Consider the following 21,455-nt stretch of genomic DNA (forward strand, 5'->3'; position numbering starts at 1 on the left):
AGCGGATACCGTGGACGGGTGACGAGGATCATCGCCGGGGCCGCGGGCGGCGTGCGGCTGGACGTGCCGTCGGCGGGGACGCGCCCGACGAGCGACCGCGTGCGCGAGTCGCTGTTCGCCGCGCTCGAGGTGGCCGGCGCGCTCGACGGCGCGCGCGTGCTCGACCTCTACGCGGGGTCCGGCGCGCTGGGACTCGAGGCGGCCAGCCGCGGCGCCGCGGCGGTCGACCTCGTGGAGCGCGCCAAGCCGGCCGCCGCGATCGCGCGCCGCAACGCGGAGGGCGTGCGGCGCTCGATCGGCGGGGGCGCGCCGCCCGTGCGCGTGCACGCCGCCGCGGTCGGCACGTGGCTCCGCGGTGCGACCGGCCCGTTCGACCTGGCGTTCCTGGATCCGCCCTACGACCTGCCCGACGCCGAGCTCGACGCGGTGCTCGCGGCGCTCGCGCCGCTGCTGTCGGCGGATGCCGTCGTGGTCGTGGAGCGCTCCTCGCGCTCGGGCGCCCCTGACTGGGCCGCGGCCGGCCTCGAGCCGCTGCGCGACCGCGCGTACGGCGACACCGCGCTGTGGTGGGGTCAGCCGGCGGCCGAGTCCCAGTCGCGGTAGGGGTCCCAGCCGCCCGCGCCCGCGTACGGCAGCCCGCCCACGAGCACAGGCGCCTCGCCGCGCTCGACGACCCGTCCGATCGGGCGGAATCCGGGCGCGATCGCGTCGCCCGCGAAGGTCGCGAGGAGCGCGTGGTCCTCGCCGCCCGCGAGCGCGGTCACCGGGTCGTCGCCGAACGCGGCGCGATCGAGGTCGATCGAGACCCCGGAGGCATCGGCCATGCGACGGGCGTCGAGCCCCAGGCCGTCCGAGACGTCCATCATGGCCGTGGCTCCGGCGACCGCCGCCATGGGTCCGAGCCCGATCGGAGGCACGGGGCGCAGCTGCGCCGCGAGCGCATCCGACTCCCCCGCCGCGACCCGGCCCGGATCGACGGGCACGGGGGCCCCGTCGGCGTCGCGGAATCGGCCGAACAGCACGGCGAGGCCGCGGGCCGCCATCCCGAGCTCGCCCGCGAGCGCGACCACGTCGCCGGGCCTCGCGCCCGAGCGCAGCACGGGGTCGCGTCCCTCGAGGTCGCCGAGCGCCGTGACGGCGACGGTCAGCGTGGCGGACACCGTGAGGTCGCCGCCCACGACCGCGCAGCCGGGGGCGAGCGCGTCGCACGCCTCGCGCAGGCCGTCGGCGAGCCGCTCCACGAACGAGATCCGAGTGTCGTTGGGCATCGCGAGGGCCACCAGGAGCGCGGTCGGACGGGCGCCCATCGCGGCGACGTCGGCCAGGTTCACCGCCGCCGCCTTCCAGCCGAGGTCGTAGCCGCTCGACCACGCGAGCCGGAAGTCCGGCCCGTGCACGAGCGTGTCGGTGGTCGCCACGACGGATCCGCTGGGCGCCGCGACCACCGCGGCGTCGTCACCGGGCCCGACGTGCGCGGCCGCCGCACGTCCGGTGCGGGCGGCGATGCGACGCAGCACCTCGGCCTCGCTGAGCTCGCCGACCGTGGGATCCGTCTCGGGCGCGGGAGCGTCGTGCATCCCCTCAGCGTATGCGCGGCGGTCCCCGACACTGCAACTCCGCGCTGAGAGTGCAGTGGCCCGCGGCGGTCTCAGCGCGGCGTTGCAGTCTCGGCGCGGCGTTGCGGTTTCGAGGCCCCGACCGGACGCCCAGGATGCCGGATCTAGACTCTTCGGGTGATCCGTCGATTCGCCGCAGCGGCCGCGCTCGTGCTCGCCCTCGGCCTGTCCGGATGCGCCGCGACCGTCCATCTCGAGGCGGCGCAGGATGCGAACGACCCGCTGTGCGCGGACGTCACCGTGCGCCTGCCCGACGCGATCCAGCACCTGGAGCGCCGCTGGACCGACGCCCAGTCGACCGGCGCGTGGGCGGACGAGGAGGGCACGGCGGTCATCCTGAGCTGCGGCGTCACTCCCCCCGGACCCACGACCCTGCAGTGCGTGACCTTCGACGGCGTGGACTGGATCGTCGATCCGGAGGCCCTGCCGATGCAGCGCATCACGACCTACGGCCGCACGCCGGCGACGCAGGTCTACGTCGACACGAGCCGCATCAGCCCCGATCAGGTGCTGGCCGCCGTCAGCCGCCTGGTGTCGTCCATCCCCGCCGAGAGCCGGTGCGTCGACCCCGACGAGGCCACGAAGGTCGACGAGTAGCCGACGCCGCGCGGCCGCGCCCCGCCCGGGTCAGGCCGCGCGGGCCAGGCCGAGCTCGATGAGCTCGGTGATGAGCTCCCCGTAGGTCATCCCGGAGGCGATCCAGCACTTGGGGTACATCGAGATCGGCGTGAAGCCCGGCATGGTGTTGAGCTCGTTGATGACGACCTCGCCGTCCGCGGTGAGGAACACGTCCACGCGCGCGAGCCCACGGCCGTCGACCGCCTCGAACGCCCGGCGGCCGGTCTCGCGGATGCGCTCGGTCTCGTTCTCGGTGAGCGTCGCGGGGCACACGACCTCGGCGCCGTCGCCGCCCAGGTACTTGCCCTCGAAGTCGTAGAACTCGCGCGTGGTCAGCACGATCTCCCCCGGCAGCGACGCGCGCGGGCGGCCCCCGTCGCGGCCCTCGAGGATCGCGACCTCGATCTCGCGGCCGACGATCCCCGTCTCGATCAGCACCTTGTCGTCCTCGGCCAGGGCGACGCGCATGGCGTCGTCGAGCTCGCTCTCGTCATGGGCCTTCGACACGCCCACGCTCGAGCCCGCGCGGGCCGGCTTCACGAACACGGGGTAGCCCAGCGCCTCGATGTCGGCGCGCACGCCATCGGCGTCGGCCGCCCAGCGCGCGCCGCGCACCGTGACCCACGGCGCGACAGGCAGGCCCTCGGCCTGCAGGGCGACCTTCATGAAGTGCTTGTCCATGCACAGCGCCGAGTCGAGCACGCCGCCGCCCGCGTAGGGCAGCTCGAGGATGTCGAGGAAGCCCTGGATGGTGCCGTCCTCGCCGTGCAGGCCGTGCAGGATGGGCAGGACCACGTCGACCTCGCCGAGGTCCTCGACCGCGCCGTCCGCGCGCACCACGCGCAGCGTGCGGTCGCCCGCCGACGAGGGCCACAGGATGCGCGTTCCGTTGTCCACGACCTCGGGCAGCTTGGCGGCGTCCAGCGCGAAGCGCGCCGGTTCGTCCTGCTCCAGCACGAAGAGGCCGTCGCGCGTGATCCCGACCGGGATCACGCGGAAGCGGTCACGGTCGATCGCTCCGAGGACCCCGCCCGCCGTCGCGGAGGAGATCGAGTGCTCGCTCGATCGCCCTCCGAAGAGCACCGCCACGGTCGTGCTGGCCATTCTGCGTCCCTTCGCCCTGCGGCGTGTCGTCGTCTGTCGTGAGATGAGGCGCGATCTCGCGCGGGTTCATGGTGCCGTCCAGCACCATCTTGACCTGCTGCACGATCGGCATCTCGACGCCCGCCTCCTTGGCGAGCTGGAGGATCGGCGCGACCGATCCGAGTCCCTCGGCCGTCTGGTCCATCTGGCGAACGACGTCCTGGAACGTGTACCCCTGGCCCAGCAGGCGCCCGGCGGTGTTGTTGCGGCTGAGCGGCGACTGGCACGTGGCGATGAGGTCGCCCAGTCCGGCCAGCCCTTGCAGGGTGCCGGGCTGCGCGCCGTACGCGACGGCGAAGTCGGTCATCTCCACCAGGCCGCGCGTGATGATCGACGCCTTCGTGTTCTCGCCGTAGCCGACGCCGTCCACGATGCCGATCGCGACCGCGATGAGGTTCTTGAGCACGCCGCCGAACTCGGTGCCGATCACGTCGGTGTTGACGAAGGACCGGAAGTAGGTGTTGCGCGCGCGGCGTGCGACGGCGTCCGCGGTCTCCTGGCTGCTGGACGCGATGACGGCGGCCGTCGGCTGCTCCCGCGCGATCTCGAGCGCCAGGTTCGGCCCGCTCGCCACCGCGATGCGCAGCGGGTCGCAGTGCAGCTCCTGCTCGATGACCTGGCTCATCCGCAGCCCGGTCTTCTTCTCGACGCCCTTCATCAGGCTCACGATCGGCACGGACTCGTCGCGCACGTGTGGGCGGAGGGCCCGCAGCGTCTCGCGCGCGGACTGGCTCGGCACCGAGAGGTACACCTGGGTGGCGCCGTCGAGCGCCCTGCGCAGGTCGTGCGTGGCGTGCAGCGTGCGCGGCAGGTTGATGCCCGGCAGGTACTTCGAGTTGCGCTTGGCCTCGTCGATCTCGTGCGCGAGCTCGGCGCGGCGCGCCCACATCATGACCTGGGCGCCGCCGTCGGCCAGCACCTTGCCGAAGGTGGTGCCCCAGCTGCCGGCGCCGACCACGACGACCTTGGGGGCGTCGACGCGGCGGCTCACAGGCGACCCGTCTCGGACTGGCCGTGCGAGGACGGGTCCCAGCGCTCGTCCGGCGCCTTCTCGCCGCGGATGCCCTCGAGCAGCGCGGTGATCGCCGCCATGAGGCGCGACGTCGCCTCCGCGATGGCCGACGGGTCCGTCGGGCGGTCCTTCAGATCGGACAGGTCCACGGGGTCGCCGACGGCCATGCGCACGAGCTTGCGCGGCGGCCAGAGGCTGAGACCCTTCGCGTAGCGGCCCATGATGTCCTGGACCCCCCAGTGCGCGACGGGGATGAGCGGGAGGTCGCCCGCGAGCGCGAGGCGCGCGGCGCCGGACTTGCCGCGCATGGGCCACAGGTGCGGGTCGCGCGTGAGCGTGCCCTCGGGGTACACGATCACGCCACGCCCGTCCTTCACGAGCGCGGTCGCCTGCGCCATGGTCTGCGCGGCGCCGTCACGCGACGACGTGCGCGCCACGGGAACCATGCCGGTCGCCCGAAGGGCGGCGCCGAGCACGGGCACGCGGAACAGGCTGTCCTTGGCCATGAACCGCGGCGCGCGGCCCATCCGCCACACGGCGACCGCGACCATCAGCGGATCCAGCTCGCTGACGTGGTTGGGCGCGAGGATGTACGCGCCGTCGCGCGGCATCTTCTCCGCGCCGGCGATCCGGATCCGCGCCATCAGGCCGACGGCCGGGATCACGATCGCCGCGAGCGGCCAGAACCAGCTCGGCCGGCTCTTCTCCGAGGAGCTCATCCCCGCCCCGCTCAGCCGACGACGTCGAAGTCGGCGCCGAGCGCCGTGAGCTTGTCGAAGAACTTCTCGTAGCCGCGGCTGATGATGCCGACGCCCGAGACGCGCGACGTCCCCTCGGCCGCGAGGGCCGCGATGACGTACGCGTAGCCGCCGCGCAGGTCGGGCACGACGATGTCCGCGGCGTGCAGCGGCGTCGGGCCGTTGATGACGGCCGCCTGCTCGAGCTCGCGGCGCGGCACACGACGGTAGGGGCCGTCGAGGCCCTTGGGGTGCACGACGATGTCGGCGCCCATCTGGTTCAGCGCGTGCGTGAAGCCCAGGCGGTTCTCGTACACGGTCTCGTGGACGATCGACTGGCCGTTGGCCTGCGTCAGGGCGACGATGAGCGGCTGCTGCCAGTCGGTCATGAAGCCGGGGTGCACGTCGGTCTCGACGATGACGGGCTTGAGCGGCGCGCTGCCGCGACGGAAGCGGATGCCGTCGTCGGTGATGTCGAAGTCGCCTCCGACCTTGCGGTACACGTTCAGGAACGTGAGCATCTCGTACTGGCGGGCGCCCTTGACGAAGATGTCGCCGTCGGTGGCCAGCGCCGCGCACGCCCACGACGCGGCCTCGTTGCGGTCGAACAGCGAGCGGTGGTCGTAGCCCCGCAGCTCGTCCACGCCCTCGATGAAGATGACCCGGTTGGGCTCGTAGGAGATGATCGCGCCCATCTTCTGCAGCACGCCGATCAGGTCCATGATCTCGGGCTCGATCGCGGCGTTGCGCAGCTCGGTGACGCCCTTGGCGCGCACGGCCGTGAGCAGCACCTGCTCCGTGGCGCCGACGCTCGGGTACGGCAGCTCGATGTTCGCGCCGTGCAGACCCTCGGGCGCCGACAGGCGGATGCCGCTGGGCTGCTTGTCGACGATCGCGCCGAAGCGGCGCAGCGCGTCGAGGTGGAAGTCGATCGGGCGGTCGCCGATGCGGCACCCGCCGAGGTCGGGGATGAACGCCTGACCCAGCAGGTGCAGCAGCGGGCCGCAGAACAGGATCGGGATGCGCGACGAGCCGGCGTGCGCGTCGATCTCCTCGAAATTCGCCGACTTGGCGTCGGCCGGGTCGAGCACGAGCGAGCCGGGCTCCTCGCCCTCGCTCACGTGCACGCCGTGCACCTCGAGCAGCGAGCGCACCACCTCGACGTCGCGGATCGCCGGCACGTCACGCAGCACGCTGGGCGTCTCGCCCAGCAGCGACGCGACCATGGCCTTGGTCGCGAGGTTCTTGGCCCCGCGCACGTCGACCTGACCCTTCAGAGGCCGGCCGCCGCGGATCTCGAGCACTTCACCGGCCAGAGGGGCCGGGGTTCCGGGAGTATGCGCGTCGCCGAGAAGTGTCATGTGGTGGTGCCTCACTAGGGTCTTCGCGGCACGAGCCGCATTCGGTCACGAGGCGGGCCGGATCCTCGGCGCCCGGGGGTGCTGACGATCGTCGCGGGGCGGTTGCCCCGAGGTCACAGGACCGGGATGGTCCGGGGCCTCCACGCCTCGCGGCGGGCCTCGAACTGCGCGATCCTGTCCTCGTTGCGCAGCGTGAGCCCGATGTCGTCGAGCCCTTCGAGGAGCCGCCACCTAGTGTAATCGTCGATGTCGAAACCGGCCGTGAAGTCCCCGACAGTGGCGGTTCGCGCCACCAGGTCGACCGTCATCTCGACGCCCGGCTGCGCGTCGATCGCGGCCCAGAAGCGCTCCAGGTCGTCCTCGGCGATCACGCCCGTGAGCAGGCCCTGCTTGCCCGAGTTGCCGCGGAAGATGTCCGCGAAGCGGGGGCTCAGCACGACCTTGAAGCCGTAGTCGCGCAGCGCCCACACGGCGTGCTCGCGGCTCGAGCCGGTGCCGAAGTCCGGGCCGGCCACCAGGATGGACGCCGCGCGGAACGGCTCCTGGTTCAGGACGAACTCGGGGTCCTGCCGCCAGCCCGCGAACAGCGCGTCCTCGAAGCCCGTCTTGGTGACGCGCTTCAGGTAGACGGCCGGGATGATCTGGTCGGTGTCGACGTTCGAGCGCTTCAGGGGCGCGGCGACACCGGTGTGCGTCGTGAACTTCTCCATGTCAGGCCTCCGCCCCGGTCTGCGCGAACTGCGTCGTGGCGACCTCGGCGCCGTCGACCGGCTCCAGGTCGGAGGGGCTGGACAGCGTGCCCCGCACCGCGGTGGCCGCGGCGACGAGCGGGGACACCAGGTGGGTGCGGCCGCCCTTGCCCTGCCGGCCCTCGAAGTTTCGGTTGCTGGTCGAGGCGCAGCGCTCCCCCGGAGCCAGCTGGTCGGGGTTCATGCCCAGGCACATCGAGCAGCCGGCGAAGCGCCACTCCCCGCCGAACTCCGTGACGATCTTGTCGATGCCCTCGGCCTCCGCCTCCAGGCGCACGCGGGCCGAGCCCGGCACGACCATGACGCGCACGCCCTCGGCCTTCCTGCGGCCCTTGATGACCGACGCGAACGCGCGCAGGTCCTCGATCCGGCTGTTGGTGCACGAGCCCATGAAGACCGCGTCGACCGGCACCTCCTTCATGGGGGTGCCCGGAGTCAGGTCCATGTACTGCAGCGCCCGCTCGGCGGCCGCGCGCTCGTTCGGGTCGGTGAACGACTCGGGAGCCGGCACGGCGTCGCTCAGCGACACGCCCTGCCCCGGGTTGGTGCCCCACGTGACGAACGGCTCCAGCTCGTTCGCGTCGATGAACACCTCGGCGTCGAACACGGCGCCCTCGTCGGTGGGCAGCGTGCGCCAGTACGCGACCGCGTCGTCCCAGTCCTGACCCTGCGGGGCGTGCGGGCGGCCCTTCAGGTACTCGAACGTGATGTCGTCGGGCGCGACCATGCCCGCACGGGCGCCGGCCTCGATCGACATGTTGCAGATCGTCATCCGGCCCTCCATCGAGAGCGAGCGGATGGCGCTGCCGCGGTACTCCAGGACGTAGCCCTGGCCGCCGCCCGTGCCGATCTTCGCGATCACGGCCAGGATGATGTCCTTGGCCGTCACACCGGGCTTCAGCTCGCCCTCGACCGTGATCGCCATGGTCTTGAACGGCTTCAGCGGCAGCGTCTGCGTCGCCAGGACGTGCTCGACCTCGCTCGTGCCGATGCCGAACGCCATGGCGCCGAACGCGCCGTGCGTCGAGGTGTGGCTGTCGCCGCACACGACCGTGATGCCCGGCATCGTCAGCCCCAGCTGCGGGCCGACGACGTGGACGATGCCCTGCTCCTTGTCGCCCAGCGAGTGGATGCGGACGCCGAACTCCTCGGCGTTGCGGCGCAGCGTCTCGATCTGGGTGCGGCTGGTGAGGTCGGCGATCGGCTTGTCGATGTCGATCGTCGGGGTGTTGTGGTCCTCGGTCGCGATCGTCAGGTCGAGACGGCGCACGGGGCGCCCCTCGGCGCGCAGGCCGTCGAACGCCTGCGGGCTCGTGACCTCGTGGACCAGGTGCAGGTCGATGTAGATCAGATCGGGCTGGCCGTCCTCGCCCTTGACGACCAGGTGGTCGTCCCACACCTTCTCGGCGAGCGTGCGAGGGCGGTCCGGGATGGCGGCCGGATCGGCGGGGAATTCGGTGGTGCTCATGGGGTCTTTCTCCTTGCGTCGTCGGATGTCGGCCTCGACGAACTCCGCGACGGGGAAGGCCTAGAGCAGATTCCCGTCGCGGCGCAGAAGAAGAAGGAGGCCCGCGAACCGCATGTCTCCAGCGTAACATCCTGCACGCAGAGGGGACGTTTCGCGCGCAGAGTGCACAGACGGACGCGGCGCGGAGATCCGCTCTCTCAGCAGATCCCCGCGCCGCGTGTCAGATCGCTCATGCGACCGGCTCGAGCCGGCCGACGTCAGCGCTGGATCGACTCCGTGCGCTTCTCGCGCGACGAGGCGATGAGGCTCGCGACGGTGGCCACGGCCATGGACGCGACGATCACGCCGAGCGAGACCCAGTTGTTGATCTCGGGCGCCCACTCGATGTGGTGGCCGCCGTTGATGAACGGGAGCTCGTTGACGTGCATCGCGTGCAGGAACAGCTTCACGCCGATGAACGCCAGGATGAACGCCACGCCGTAGTGCAGGTAGCGCAGCTTCTCGAGCAGGTCGCCCAGCAGGAAGTAGAGCTGGCGGAGGCCCATGAGGGCGAAGATGTTCGCCGTGAACACGATGAACGGGCTCTGCGTGAGGCCGTAGATCGCCGGGATCGAGTCGATCGCGAACATCAGGTCGGTCACGCCGATCGCGACGAAGACGAGCAGCATCGGGGTGAAGTGGCGCTTGCCGTCCACCACGGTGCGCAGCTTGGCGCCGTCGTAGTGGTCGCTGATGTCGACGAAGCGGCGGAGGAACCGGACGATCACGGTCTCCTGCTTCTCGTCCTCCTCGAGCTTCTCGGGCATCGCCTGGCGGATCGCCGTGTACACGAGGAACGCGCCGAAGACGTAGAAGATCCAGGAGAAGTTCTCGATCAGGGCCGCACCCAGCAGGATGAACGCACCGCGCAGCACGAGCGCGATGATGATGCCCACCATCAGCACCTCCTGCTGGAGCTTCCGGGGCACCGCGAACTGGGTCATGATCAGCACGAAGACGAACAGGTTGTCGATCGACAGGCTGTACTCGGTCATCCAGCCGAGCAGGAACTCCTGCGCGGGCGTCGCGCCGGCGAACACCCACATCAGCACCGCGAAGATCAGCGCGAGCACGATGTAGAAGACGACCCAGAGGGTCGACTCCTTCGTGGAGGGGATGTGCGGCCGCTTCAGGATGAGAAGCAGGTCGAGGATCAGGATCGCGGTCAGCACGACGAGCGAGCCGACCTCGAACCACACGGGCAGAGCGAGGTCCATTCAGGGCCTTTCGATACGGCCTTCAGCAGGCACGGGGATGCGTCGAGAGTCTCTCCCCCGCGCTGCGCCCGAGGCGCGTGCGGTGCGGGCCCGGGATCCCACCGTCGAGATCCGTGATGACGAGCGCGCGTTGCCGGGATACTCCCTCTCGCGTCTCCAGGATACCCGGCCGCCCGCGCCGCCGATGCGCGCCGATCCGATACGGAACCGAGACGATCGGCGGCATCCGGACACTGACAGGGTGAGAGACGACACAGGCGCCCGCCGGGCGCCGGGACCGGATGGCGGTGCGATGAGCGACACCATGAGCGACGCCGAGCTCGTCGCGCGGGCGGCGGACGGGATGGAGCACGCGTTCCGGCTGCTGTACCGGCGGCACGCGCGGCCCGTCTACTGGATCGCGCACGGCCTGCTGCGCTCCGCGGCCGACGCCGAGGACGTCACGCAGGAGACGTTCGTGGTGGCGTGGCGCAAGCTCCGCGGCCTCGAGCTCGCGGGCGACTCGCTGCTGCCGTGGCTCGCGACCATCTGCCGCTTCCAGGCCGCCAACCGGCTGCGGGCGCGGCGCCGGGCCGAGGCCGACGCGCTCGACGAGCGCCAGCCCGACCTCGACGCCGACGTGCTGCAGCAGGTGATCGACGCCGACCTCGCCGACCGGATCCTCCGCGAGGTCGAGGGCCTGAGCCCCATCGACCAGCGCATCTTCCGGCTCTGCATCGGCGAGGGCTACGCGTATCAGGCGGCCGCCGACGAGCTCGGCGTCGCGCACGGGGTCGTCCGGAATCGTCTCTCCCGCATCCGCAGCAGACTGCGGGGCGTCGCCAGAGAGACGGAGGAAGCGCGATGAGCGAGAACGAGACCCGGTGGGACGACGTCCTGCCCGAGGTGTCCGACGAGACGCTCGCGCGGATCGAGACCCGCGTGTTCGACGCGATCGGCCGCGAGCGGCGCGAGGTGCGCTCCGGCGCGCGTCGGAGGCGCCGCGTGTGGCAGGGCGTGGGCGCGGCGGCGGCCATCGTGGCGGTGGCGGCCGTGATCTCCCCCGCCGTGCTGCAGGGCATCGGCGGGGCCGGGAGCGGCGCGGACTCCGGCGTGACCCTGTCGCGCGACGGCGCCGAGTCCGGCGATGGCGAGTCGGGCGCTGTCCCCGAGGGCGCGCCCGCACCGGACGCCGGGACGGCCGAGGACAGCGCGGTCCAGCCGGGCGCCGCGAACGACGCCGGCGAGGTCGCGCGCGAGGTCATCCGCACCGGCAGCGCGACGATCGTCGTCGACGACGTGTCGGCCGCGGCCGACGAGATCTCGGCGCTCGCGACCGAGTTCGACGGCTGGGTCGAGAGCCTGTCGATCGGCGAGGACGCGACGCGCACGACCGAGGACGGCGTCGTGACCGAGTACATCCCGGTGCCGCCGAACGGCGGCTGGGTGTCCATCCGGGTCCCGGCGGATCGGCTCGACGCCGTCATGGCGCGGCTCGACGACGTGGGCGAGGTGACCGGCACCCGCGTCGGCACCGAGGACGTGTCGACCGTCACGCGCGACCTGCGCGCCCGGATCGATGCCGCACGGGCGTCCGTCGAGCGGCTCACCGCGCTGCTGGAGCAGTCCGGCAGCGTGGCCGACCTCGTCGAGGTCGAGGCGCAGCTCTCGGCCCGTCAGGCCGAGCTCGAGTCGCTCGAGCAGCAGCTCGAGTACTACGAGAGCCAGGTGGCGATGTCGACGCTCTCGGTCACCCTGACCGAGGAGGCGCCGCCGGTCGAGCCCGACCCGGCCGGCTTCGGGGACGGCCTGGAGGCCGGCTGGAACGGCCTGCTCGCCACGCTGAACGGCATCGTGATCGCGCTGGGCTTCCTGCTCCCCTGGCTCGCCGTGCTCGGGCTGGCCTGGCTGATCGTGTGGGCGATCCTGCGCGCGGCGCGGAGTCGCCGGGGCGCGCGGGTCGAGGAGGCCGGAGACTAGGACGCCGCTGAGCGAGGAGGAATCCACCGATTCGGAGGTTCCGAGGCTGAAGCATCCGGATCCGCGGAGATCTCCTCCGCTGAGGTCGGGCCGCGCGTCAACCCCCTCACGAGCGATCGCATGAGGCGGCACCGTAGTGTGTGCCACCCCGCCCCGATCCGAGGAGGACCCGTGACCGCATCCCACCCGTACGCGTCGAAGCCCTGGCTCGCCGCCTATCCCCCGGAGGTGCCGGCCGAGATCGGCGAGGTCACCCAGACGCTGCCGGAGATGCTCGATGCGAGCGTACGGCGGTACCGGGGCGCCACCGCACTGGAGTTCTTCGGCGCGACCACGACGTACCGGGAGCTCGGGCGGGAGATCGCGCTGGCGGCCGAGGGGCTGCGCCGGCGCGGGGTGACGAAGGGCGACCGCGTGGCGATCGTGCTGCCGAACTGCCCGCAGCACGTCGTCGCGTTCTACGCCGTGCTGCGGCTGGGCGCGATCGTCGTCGAGCACAACCCGCTCTACACGGCGCGGGAGCTGCGCCATCAGTTCGAGGACCACGGCGCCCGCCACGCGATCGTGTGGGACAAGGCCTACGACACCGTCGCGGAGTTCCCGTCGGACGTGCGCCCGGACGTGATCGTGAGCGTCGATCTGACCGAGGCCCTGCCGTTCGGCAAGCGGCTCGCCCTGCGGCTGCCGATCCGCAGGGCGCGCGACGCGCGAGCGAAGCTGACCGCGAAGCCGAAGGCCCGCCGCGTGCTGACCTGGGCGGACCTCACGGGCGGCCGGCGCCTGCCGCGCCGCGTACCCGGCCCGGGCCTGGACGACATCGCGCTGCTGCAGTACACGAGCGGCACGACGGGCACCCCGAAGGGCGCCATGCTCACGCACCGCAACCTCCGCGCGAACGCGATGCAGGGCGAGGCGTGGGTGCCCGGGCTGCGGCAGGGCGCCGAGACGTTCTACGGGGTTCTGCCGCTCTTCCACGCGTATGGCATGACGCTGTGCCTGACGTTCGCCCTGAGCATCGGGGCGAGGCTCGTCCTGTTCCCGACCTTCGACGTCGACCTCGTCGCCCAGGCGGCGCGCAAGAGCCCGCCCACGTTCCTCCCGGCCGTCCCCCCGATCTACGACGCGCTGGCGCGGGCCGCGGCGCACGGCAGGATCGACGTCACGAGCATCCGGTTCGCGATCTCCGGCGCGATGAGCCTGCCGGTGGCCACCGTGGACCGCTGGGAGGACGCGTCGGGCGGCCTGCTGGTCGAGGGGTACGGGATGACCGAGAGCTCGCCCGTCGCGCTCGGCAATCCCATGGGGCCGACCCGCCGGCCCGGGACGGTCGGCATCCCGTTCCCGAGCACCGAGATCCGGGTGGTCGACACCGACGATCCCGCGAAGGACGTGCCTCCGGGCGAGCCCGGCGAGCTGCTCGTGCGCGGCCCGCAGGTGTTCCGGGGCTACTGGCGGCGTCCCGACGAGACGGCCGCCGCCCTCCTGCCGGACGGCTGGCTGCGCGCCGGCGACGTCGCGACCGTGTCGCCGGACGGGTTCGTGACGATCGTCGACCGGCTCAAGGAGCTGATCATCACGGGCGGGTTCAACGTCTCGCCGACCGAGGTCGAGCAGACGCTCGAGTCCCACCCCGACGTCTCCGCGGCCGCGGTCGTGGCCGTGCCCCGCGGCGAGGGCGGCGAGGCCGTGGCGGCGGCCGTGGTCCTGCGCGACGGCGCGGCCATCGAGCCCGACGCGCTCCGCGACTTCTGCCGCCTGCATCTGGCCGCGTACAAGGTGCCGCGACGGATCGTCGTGATGGATGACCTGCCGCGCTCGCTGATCGGCAAGGTGCTGCGTCGCCAGGTGCGCGACCGCATCCTCGGGCGCTGATGCGACGCGGAACGCAGGAAGCCCGGTCCATTCGGACCGGGCTTCCTGCGTTGTGTGTGACCCCAGCGGGATTCGAACCCGCGTTACCGCCGTGAGAGGGCGGCGTACTAGGCCGCTATACGATGGGGCCGTACTTCGGACCCTTTCGGATCCCGTTCCCGTTTCCGGCAACTAGAAGAGTATGGCACGAGGTCCGGGCGGTGAACAAATCGAGGCGGCCCGGTGACGCATCCCGCGCGTGTCGCGCCCTCCCGACGCGTCATCCCCACCGATCCGCGCCGGCCGCGGACCTCGGATGGTTGACTTCTGACATGCGCATCACGAAGCACGAGCACGCCCTCCTCCGCATCGAGGCAGAGGGGCGCACGCTGCTGATCGACCCCGGGTCGTTCACGACGGCCCTGGGAGATCTTCACGCCCTCGACGCGATCGTGATCACGCACGAGCACGCCGACCACTGGACCGCCGACAACCTCGCGCGCATCTTCACGGCCGCGCCGGACGTGCCGATCTACACGACCGCCGCGGTCGCGGCCCAGATCGAGGATCGTCATCCGGCCGTCGTGCTGCCCGGCGACGAGCTCACGATCGGCGCGTTCTCGCTGCGGTTCTTCGGCGGCGTGCACGAGCCCATCCACTCGAGCATCCCAGTGATCGACAACGTGGGGGTGCTCGTCAACGACGAGCTGTACTACCCGGGCGACTCGTTCACCGTGCCGGACGGCGTGGAGGTCGGAACGCTGGCCGCGCCGACCGGCGCCCCGTGGCTGCGGCTCGGCGACGCCATGGACTTCATCCTCGACGTCAAGCCGCGCCGCGCCTTCGGCACGCACGACATGACCCTGTCCGTCACGGGCCGGAAGATGCACCTGAGCCGGATGCAGTGGGCCACCGAGCAGAACGGCGGCGTGTTCCACGCGCTCGAGCCCGGGCAGAGCCTCGACGTCTGACCTACGTCGCGCCGTCTGCCGGGTCCTGGGCCGGGCTGGGGGTCGCCGGTTCGGCGAGGCGCACGATCACGACGTCGTCGCGCAGCGAGAACTCCAGGGACGACCCCGCGGGGACATCCGGGAACGCGTCGGCCGTCACGGGGAAGGTGGAGCCCCAGCCGCCGTTCATCGCGCCCACCGTCAGCCGCAGGCGAGGGATGAACGGCTCCGGCGCGCAGTCCGCGAACTCGATCGGCTCGGTCATCTCGTCCCCGAAGAAGCCGTCGGCGAACTCGATCGGCACGCGGAGCCAGAGGCACGGCTCGCCGGCCTGGACGGACGTGCCGACCTCGATCTCGCCGACCGTCCCGTACGGGATGCCCGAGCCGAACGGCCCGCGGTCCGAGGGCTCGGCGCCGGCGGGGGCGGTGAGCGTCGCGTAGGGCCGGTCGAACTGGGACGCCCCGGCGCCCACCGCGCCCGCGAGGACGGCGCCCCCGAGCGCACCGGCCAGGAGCAGGGGCCAGCCGATCCGCACGCGGTCGCGCAGGGTGGGCGCGCTCGCCGGCGCTGGATCGGACGCCGCGGCCGCGGGCGCCGCGGCCGCCTCCGCTTCCGGAACCGGGCGGAGCTCGGCGGGAACGGCCTCGACCAGGTCGGGCATGTCGTGCGATCGGCTCTGGAGCTCCGTCAGCCTGGCGAGCCCGGCCGCGTCGATGTCCGCGTCCGGCCCGTAGGCCCGGCGGCGCAGCGCGGCCAGCTCGACGTCTTCGTCCACGCGCTCATTCAACCGCATCGACGCCGCGAAGGGGGACGTCGCGGAGGAGGTCGCCCCGCCGTATCACCCCGCTCGGACCGCCCCTCCTCCCCCTCAACGAGGACGACCGCCGTCTTCGCCGCTCGAGGAGGAGTCATGACCATCATCGATGCCGAAGGAACGGAGCCGGCCGACCTCGACCGGCTTCTCGTCGGCGACCTTCCGCTGGGGAGGATCCCGTTCCCGCTGAGGCTGCGCGTGAGCGGCACGTACACCTGGCGGCGGTTCGGCCCGCCGCTCCAGCCCGAGCGGCTTCCCATCAAGTTCCCGCCGCGCATCCCCATCGAGGGGCCGCTCTCCACGCCGGGCGGCGGCGTCGAGGTCGAGGAGGACGTGCCGGACGTCGATCACGGCTCGGCGTTCATCCCGGCGCTGCTGTTCGAGGAGCTCCGGCTCGACGTCGACGGGTCCTACCCGCAGATGACGGCGAGCGGTCGAAGCACCGCGCTGCTGTCGACGCCGCGCACCTGGATCGCGAGCATCGCGCGGATCGGCAGCTGGCGGTACGCCGGTCCGATCACGTACACCGACGGGTACGGACCCGCGGGCTTCGCGTTCGACCACGTCGACCTCAAGGCGAAGCCGTCGCTGCTGGCGGGCGGCGGCAAGGCCGTCGTCGTCTACAGCAGCAGGAGCGGAGCCAGCCTGACCCGGGTGTACTCCTTCACGACGCCGTACTTCCACCGCGTCGAGTTCGAGTTCGACTCCACGAGCGACGCCGAGCCGGTGTTCGAGATCGGCACGCACGACCACCCCAACGGCCCGGCCACGCTGGCGAACGAGTCGCTCTCGATCGACGACGTGTTCCGCCGCGCGGGGTTCGACGTGAAGCGGGCCCCGGACGGCACGGTGCCGGTGAGCGGGGCCGGTTCGAACAGCACGTGGAGCGACGCCGAGATGCACGACGCGATGCAGACCTACTGGTCGCGCTTCGCGAACGCGCCGCAGTGGTCGCTGTGGACCTTCTGGGCGCGCCAGCACGACATGGGGCACGGGCTCGGCGGCATCATGTTCGACGACATCGGGCCGAACCACCGGCAGGGCACCGCGATCTTCACCGACTCGTTCATCCGCGACGTCCCCTCAGGGGACGCCGCGCCCGACGCGTGGGACCGCCGCATGCGGTTCTGGACGGCCGTGCACGAGATGGGGCACGCGTTCAACCTCGCGCACTCGTGGCAGAAGTCCCTCGGCACGCCGTGGATCCCGCTCTCCGACCAGCCGGAGGCGCGCTCGTTCATGAACTACCCGTACTTCGTGTCGGGAGGTCAGGCGGCGTTCTTCTCCGACTTCGCGTACCGGTTCTCGAACGAGGAGCTGCTGTTCCTGCGGCACGCGCCGTCGCGGTTCGTGCAGATGGGCAATGCGGACTGGTTCGACCACCACGCGTTCGAGCAGGCGTTCGGCATGCTGCCTCCCGCCGAGTACCGCTTCGAGGTGCGCGCCAACCGCGAGAGGGCCGTGTTCGACTTCCTCGAGCCCGTCGTGCTCGAGGTGAAGCTGACCAACACGAGCGGCGCCCCGAAGATCGTGCCCGGCGACGTCCTGAACCCCCAGCACATCCTGACCATCGTGTCGGCGCACGGGAAGGACGCGCGGCAGTGGGTGCCGTTCGCCCGCACCTGCACCGAGTCGAAGGCCACCGTGCTGAACCCCGGCGAGTCGCTGTACGCGTCTCTGCCGGTGTTCGCGGGGCTCAACGGCTGGGACGTCTCGGAGCCCGGCGAGTACCGGGTCGTCGCCGTGGTCGAGATCGACGGGCATCCCGTGCGGTCCGAGCCGTTCTCGCTCAAGGTCGCGCCGCCGCGGTCGTTCGAGGAGGCGCAGCTCGCGGGAGACTTCCTCAACGAGGGCGTCGGCCGGGCGCTGGCGTTCGCGGGCACCGAGATCGACGCCTCCGCGAAGGACACCCTCCGCGAGACGATCGACCGCCTGCCGGGCTCGCGCGCCGCGATCCATGCGGCGGTCGCGATCGCGCGTCCGCTCGCGCGCGACTACAAGCTGCTCGAGATCCCGGACGGCGCCGCCGCGACGTCGCTCGCGGAGGCCGGGGGCCGGGTGCGGACCCGCAAGGCCGACGTGGACGAGGCGGTCCAGATCGCCGCGGCCACGCTCGCGACGGCCGAGGCCGCCGAGTCGCTCGGTCACATCCGGGTGCACGACCTGGTCGACGCGTTCACGCAGGATGTCGCCCGCGAGGGCGCCGCCGGCGAGGCCGCCGAGCTGCAGATGTCGATGCACGACGTGTTCAAGTCGCGCGGGGTGCTCCCCCGCGTGCTCGAGGAGGTGGCCGCCACCGCAGCGTCGTTCGCGCCGAGCCGCCCCTCGCGCGCCTCGGCGTCGCGCACCGCGTCGAAGCCGGCCGCGAGCCGGCGCCGGACCGGCGGATCATCGAAGGGGACGACGAAGAAGTGACCGCACTCCACGTGGAGCTGCAGGACGGCTGGGAGGGCCGGCCCGTCGAGGTGCGCCTCGACGGGTCCCTACTGGCCGACCTGCGACCGAGGACGCGCTACCAGATCGGGCTCGCCGAGGCGCTCGAGTTCGAGGTCGAGCCCGGGGCGCACGAGCTCGAGATCGTGGCGGGCGATCTCGTCGCGCGCGAGGAGCTGACCGTCGACGCCGAGACGTGGGTCGGCGCCTCGCTCGCCGCCGATGCGATCGAGCTGCGGGTGCAGTCCGCGCCGTTCCCGTACATGTGAGCCGCGTGCGGTCCCGCACCCTCCGCTACGCCTGATGTCCCCACACGAGAAGAGGCTCCCGTCTGGTGACGGGAGCCTCTTGAGGTCGGTGCGGTGGGACGTGAAGTCGCGGGTACGGAGTCAGGCCGCGGTGACGAGATCGCCGGCGCGCGCGGTCGGCTCGGGCTCGGAGTTGACGTGCTCGGAGACGAGCGCGATCCCGCCCAGCGCGTTGGCCGAGTGAGCCAGCTCCTCCAGCCACTCGCGGTTCAGCTCCACCGACACGGCGTCGTCGAACTCGAAGCGGACCGGGATCGACGGGTGCACCCAGATCGTGCTGCGCCCGGCACCGTCCTCCTCCGGGTGCTGCCACGAGACGGTGAAGCTCTCCTGGCGACGCAGCTTGCTGACGATGACGACCTTCAGGTGCGCGAGCGCGCGGTCGTCGATGTGGATCGGTGAAGACTCGGTTCCATAGTGAAGTACCCCCATGATGTCAAGAGTACGGGAACATTTGGTCCACTAACGACTCAGCGCTAGGATCCGCGCCGAACCGAAAGAATCGATCGGAGGAGCGCCACTGGTCAGCGCACCAGGATGAGCGCGTCGCCCTGTCCCCCGCCGCCGCACAGCGACACCGCGGCCATCCCGGAGCCGCGCCGTGCGAGCTCGTGGGCGGCGTGGACGACGAGGCGCGCGCCGGAGGCGCCGATCGGATGTCCGAGCGCGATGCCTCCGCCGTGCGGATTGACGACCTCGCTCGAGAGGCCGAGCTCCGCCTGCGAGTGCGCCACCACCGCGCCGAACGCCTCGTTGATCTCGACGAGGTCCAGGTCGGCGACCGCGATGCCCTGGCGCTCGCAGGCGCGGCGGACGGCCTGCGCCGGCTGCGCCTGCAGCGAGTTGTCCGGCCCGGCGGTCTGCGCCCACGCGCCCAGCGCGGCGAGCACCGGCCACCCGCGCTCGGCGGCATGGGCCCGCGTGGTGAGCACCACCGCGGCCGCGCCATCCGAGATCTGCGAGGAGTTGCCCGCGGTGATCGCGCCATCCGGTGTGAACGCGGGGCGCAGGGCGGCGAGGGACTCGACGGTCGTGTCGGGGCGGACGCCCTCGTCCCGCGTGAGCACGACCGGGTCGCCCCGACGCTGCGGCACCTCGACCGGCACCATCTCGGCGTCGAACAGGCCCGCCTCCTGGGCGGCCGCGACGCGCTGGTGCGAGAGCGCCGCCACCTCGTCCTGCTGCGCGCGCGTCAGACCGAACCGCGCGTTATGACGCTCGGTGGACGCGCCCATGCTCTCGCCGTCGTACGCGTCGGTCAGCCCGTCGTAGGCCATGTGGTCGAGCAGCTCGATCGATCCGTACGCGTGCCCGGCCCGCGAGCCGGGCAGCAGGTGCGGCGCCTGCGTCATGGACTCCATGCCGCCGGCGACCACGACCGTGGCGTCGCCCAGGGTGATCATGCGCGCGGCGTCGATCACGGCGGTCAGCCCGGACAGGCAGACCTTGTTGACCGCCTGGGCGGGCACATCCCATCCGAGGCCGGCCCCGATCGCGGCCTGGCGGGCCGGGTTCTGCCCGGATCCGGCGGGCAGGACCTGACCGAGGATGACAGCGTCGACCTCGCCGGCCGGGATGCCCCCGCGCTCCAGTGCGCCTCGGATCGCGAAGGCCCCCAGCTGGGGCGCCGAGAAGGACGCCAGCTGCCCGCGCAGCCGGCCCTGCGGCGTGCGCGCCGCAGCGACGATGACGATGTCGGATCCGTTCATGCGACGTCCTCCTCGACGGCGACGATCAGCGCGGGCTCCGTCGCCGCGATGACCTCTTCCACGGTAACCCCGGGCGCGGTCTCGATCAGCACGAGGCCCTCCGCCGTGACGTCGATCACGGCGAGTTCGGTGACGATCCGGTCGACGACGCCGCGCCCGGTCAGCGGCAGCGAGCACTCGTTCACGATCTTCGGCGATCCGTCCCTCGCGACGTGCTCCATCAGGACGATCACCCGTCCCGCGCCGTGCACGAGATCCATGGCCCCGCCGGGGCCCTTGACCATCTTCCCCGGGATCATCCAGTTCGCGAGGTCTCCGCGCGCCGACACCTGCATGGCCCCGAGGATCGCGGCGTCGATCTTGCCGCCGCGGATCATGCCGAAGCTCGTCGCCGAGTCGAAGAAGGCGGCGCCCGGCAGGACCGTGACCGTCTCCTTGCCCGCGTTGATCAGGTCGGGGTCGACCGCATCCTCGGCCGGGTACGGACCGACGCCGAGGATGCCGTTCTCCGACTGGAGCACCAGCGTCATGCCGTCCGGCACGAAGTTGGGCACGAGCGTCGGCAGGCCGATGCCCAGGTTGACGTACTGCCCGTCCGCGAGCTCGCGCGCCGCGCGGGCCGCCATCTGGTCACGGGTGAGCGCCATGTCAGTTCCCCTCGCTCGCGCGCACGGTGCGCTTCTCGATGCGCTTCTCGATGTCGCCGCCGACCTCGACGATCCGGTGCACGAACACGCCCGGCAGGTGGATCTCGTCGGGGTCGAGCTCGCCCGGCTCCACGAGCCGCTCCACCTGGGCGACGCACACCCGCCCCGCCATGGCGGCGATCGGGTTGAAGTTGCGCGCGGCCTTGTTGAACACGAGGTTGCCGCGCCGGTCGCCCTTCAGCGCGTGCACGAGGGCGAAGTCGGTGACGATCGCCTCCTCGAGCACGTACTCGCGCTCGACGCCGTTCACCGCGAACGTGCGGGTGTCCTTGCGCGGGCTCGCGATCGCCACCCCGCCCGAGCCGTCGTACTTCCGGGGCAGCCCGCCCTCGGCGACCTGCGTCCCGACGCCCGTCGGCGTGTAGAACGCGGCGATGCCGGACCCGCCCGCACGGAGCTTCTCGGCGAGCGTGCCCTGCGGGGTCAGCTCGACCTCGAGCTCGCCGGAGAGGAACTGTCGCTCGAACTCCTTGTTCTCGCCGACGTACGACGCGGTGATTCGGCGGATCCGGTGAGCGGCCAGCAGCACCCCGAGGCCCCAGTCGTCCACGCCGCAGTTGTTCGACACGATCTCGAGGTCCGTCGTCCCCTGCTCGAGCAGGGCCTGGATGAGCGCCGTCGGGTTGCCGGACAGGCCGAACCCGCCGACCGCCAGGCTGGCGCCGTCCGGGATGTCGGCGACCGCCTCCGCGGCGGATGCGATGGTCTTGTCGATCACGCATGACTCCTTCGTCGTGATCCCTGCAGGGGGTGATGATCCG

Annotated in this window: 21 protein-coding genes and 1 tRNA gene; 8 read left to right on the plus strand and 14 right to left on the minus strand. The window is 72.0% G+C overall.

The genetic code is table 11. The features are described 5' to 3' along the window. Positions 1-18: 18 nt before the first annotated feature. Positions 19-603, plus strand: a complete 585-nt coding sequence (locus tag B5M43_RS10075; protein WP_134745212.1) for an RsmD family RNA methyltransferase — start codon at positions 19-21, stop codon at positions 601-603. On the opposite strand, the gene thiL is transcribed toward B5M43_RS10075, so the two are convergent. Further along, entirely contained in the window at positions 573-1,577 is a 1,005-nt protein-coding gene (thiL, locus tag B5M43_RS10080; protein WP_134745213.1) for a thiamine-phosphate kinase, read from the minus strand. The genes B5M43_RS10075 and thiL overlap by 31 nt on opposite strands. A 156-nt stretch (positions 1,578-1,733) precedes the next feature. Here thiL and B5M43_RS10085 point away from each other — a divergent pair, with 156 nt between their 5' ends. Continuing rightward, entirely contained in the window at positions 1,734-2,213 is a 480-nt protein-coding gene (locus B5M43_RS10085) for a DUF3515 family protein (protein ID WP_055990995.1), read from the plus strand. Between the two features lie 30 nt (positions 2,214-2,243). Here the strand turns inward: B5M43_RS10085 and B5M43_RS10090 are convergent, their stop codons facing one another. From B5M43_RS10090 to B5M43_RS10120, 7 genes are all read right to left on the minus strand, one after another. Further along, complete coding sequence (locus tag B5M43_RS10090) at positions 2,244-3,338, minus strand: D-alanine--D-alanine ligase family protein (protein ID WP_134745214.1); 1,095 nt, start codon at positions 3,336-3,338, stop codon at positions 2,244-2,246. Then, complete coding sequence (locus B5M43_RS10095; RefSeq protein WP_134745215.1) at positions 3,238-4,368, minus strand: NAD(P)H-dependent glycerol-3-phosphate dehydrogenase; 1,131 nt, start codon at positions 4,366-4,368, stop codon at positions 3,238-3,240. The genes B5M43_RS10090 and B5M43_RS10095 overlap by 101 nt, the downstream gene beginning before the upstream one ends. Further along, positions 4,365-5,108: a 1-acyl-sn-glycerol-3-phosphate acyltransferase gene (locus tag B5M43_RS10100; RefSeq protein ID WP_134745216.1), complete on the minus strand. Its 744-nt coding sequence runs from the start codon at positions 5,106-5,108 to the stop codon at positions 4,365-4,367. The genes B5M43_RS10095 and B5M43_RS10100 overlap by 4 nt, the downstream gene beginning before the upstream one ends. Positions 5,109-5,119: 11 nt before the next feature. Further along, positions 5,120-6,487, minus strand: a complete 1,368-nt coding sequence (gene murA / locus B5M43_RS10105; protein WP_055990983.1) for a UDP-N-acetylglucosamine 1-carboxyvinyltransferase — start codon at positions 6,485-6,487, stop codon at positions 5,120-5,122. Positions 6,488-6,600: 113 nt separating this feature from the next. Beyond that, the gene (gene leuD, locus B5M43_RS10110) at positions 6,601-7,197 is read right to left on the minus strand and encodes a 3-isopropylmalate dehydratase small subunit (RefSeq protein ID WP_055990980.1); all 597 of its coding nucleotides are present in this window, start codon (positions 7,195-7,197) and stop codon (positions 6,601-6,603) included. Position 7,198: 1 nt separating this feature from the next. Then, positions 7,199-8,704 (minus strand): 3-isopropylmalate dehydratase large subunit, encoded by a 1,506-nt coding sequence (gene leuC, locus B5M43_RS10115; RefSeq protein ID WP_134745217.1) that lies wholly within the window; start codon positions 8,702-8,704, stop codon positions 7,199-7,201. 257 nt (positions 8,705-8,961) lie between these two features. Next, positions 8,962-9,960, minus strand: a complete 999-nt coding sequence (locus B5M43_RS10120) for a TerC family protein (RefSeq protein ID WP_055990973.1) — start codon at positions 9,958-9,960, stop codon at positions 8,962-8,964. A gap of 292 nt (positions 9,961-10,252) precedes the next feature. On the opposite strand from B5M43_RS10120, the gene B5M43_RS10125 reads away from it, so the two are divergent. The 3 genes from B5M43_RS10125 (at position 10,253) to B5M43_RS10135 (ending at position 13,791) form a co-directional block, all read left to right on the plus strand. Then, positions 10,253-10,807, plus strand: coding sequence for an RNA polymerase sigma factor (locus B5M43_RS10125; RefSeq protein WP_055990970.1), 555 nt, complete (start codon positions 10,253-10,255; stop codon positions 10,805-10,807). After that, the gene (locus B5M43_RS10130; protein ID WP_134745218.1) at positions 10,804-11,919 is read left to right on the plus strand and encodes a DUF4349 domain-containing protein; all 1,116 of its coding nucleotides are present in this window, start codon (positions 10,804-10,806) and stop codon (positions 11,917-11,919) included. Before B5M43_RS10125 ends, B5M43_RS10130 begins: the two co-directional genes overlap by 4 nt. Positions 11,920-12,090: 171 nt before the next feature. Beyond that, the gene (locus tag B5M43_RS10135; protein WP_230667922.1) at positions 12,091-13,791 is read left to right on the plus strand and encodes a long-chain-fatty-acid--CoA ligase; all 1,701 of its coding nucleotides are present in this window, start codon (positions 12,091-12,093) and stop codon (positions 13,789-13,791) included. Between the two features lie 57 nt (positions 13,792-13,848). Here the strand turns inward: B5M43_RS10135 and B5M43_RS10140 are convergent. Further along, a tRNA-Glu gene (locus B5M43_RS10140) sits at positions 13,849-13,921 on the minus strand. Between the two features lie 181 nt (positions 13,922-14,102). Here B5M43_RS10140 and B5M43_RS10145 point away from each other — a divergent pair. After that, a complete protein-coding gene (locus B5M43_RS10145) occupies positions 14,103-14,741 on the plus strand; it encodes an MBL fold metallo-hydrolase (RefSeq protein WP_055990962.1) in 639 nt (212 codons plus the stop codon). 1 nt (position 14,742) lies between these two features. Here the strand turns inward: B5M43_RS10145 and B5M43_RS10150 are convergent, their stop codons facing one another. Continuing rightward, positions 14,743-15,498: a hypothetical protein gene (locus B5M43_RS10150; protein ID WP_055990959.1), complete on the minus strand. Its 756-nt coding sequence runs from the start codon at positions 15,496-15,498 to the stop codon at positions 14,743-14,745. A gap of 135 nt (positions 15,499-15,633) precedes the next feature. On the opposite strand from B5M43_RS10150, the gene B5M43_RS10155 reads away from it, so the two are divergent. Beyond that, a complete protein-coding gene (locus tag B5M43_RS10155) occupies positions 15,634-17,952 on the plus strand; it encodes a hypothetical protein (protein WP_134745220.1) in 2,319 nt (772 codons plus the stop codon). Further along, positions 17,949-18,239 (plus strand): hypothetical protein, encoded by a 291-nt coding sequence (locus tag B5M43_RS10160; RefSeq protein WP_055990952.1) that lies wholly within the window; start codon positions 17,949-17,951, stop codon positions 18,237-18,239. Before B5M43_RS10155 ends, B5M43_RS10160 begins: the two co-directional genes overlap by 4 nt. A 120-nt stretch (positions 18,240-18,359) precedes the next feature. Here B5M43_RS10160 and B5M43_RS10165 read toward each other — a convergent pair whose 3' ends face one another. The 4 genes from B5M43_RS10165 to B5M43_RS10180 form a co-directional block, all read right to left on the minus strand. Continuing rightward, the gene (locus B5M43_RS10165) at positions 18,360-18,710 is read right to left on the minus strand and encodes a hypothetical protein (protein WP_055990949.1); all 351 of its coding nucleotides are present in this window, start codon (positions 18,708-18,710) and stop codon (positions 18,360-18,362) included. A gap of 92 nt (positions 18,711-18,802) precedes the next feature. Then, positions 18,803-19,987, minus strand: coding sequence for an acetyl-CoA C-acetyltransferase (locus B5M43_RS10170; RefSeq protein WP_134745221.1), 1,185 nt, complete (start codon positions 19,985-19,987; stop codon positions 18,803-18,805). Continuing rightward, positions 19,984-20,634, minus strand: coding sequence for a CoA transferase subunit B (locus B5M43_RS10175; RefSeq protein WP_205829452.1), 651 nt, complete (start codon positions 20,632-20,634; stop codon positions 19,984-19,986). The genes B5M43_RS10170 and B5M43_RS10175 overlap by 4 nt, the downstream gene beginning before the upstream one ends. Position 20,635: 1 nt before the next feature. Next, positions 20,636-21,412 (minus strand): CoA transferase subunit A, encoded by a 777-nt coding sequence (locus tag B5M43_RS10180; RefSeq protein ID WP_134745222.1) that lies wholly within the window; start codon positions 21,410-21,412, stop codon positions 20,636-20,638. Positions 21,413-21,455: the final 43 nt, after the last annotated feature.

It is taken from the genome of Microbacterium sp. MEC084 (assembly GCF_004514465.2).
Lineage (GTDB): Bacteria > Actinomycetota > Actinomycetes > Actinomycetales > Microbacteriaceae > Microbacterium.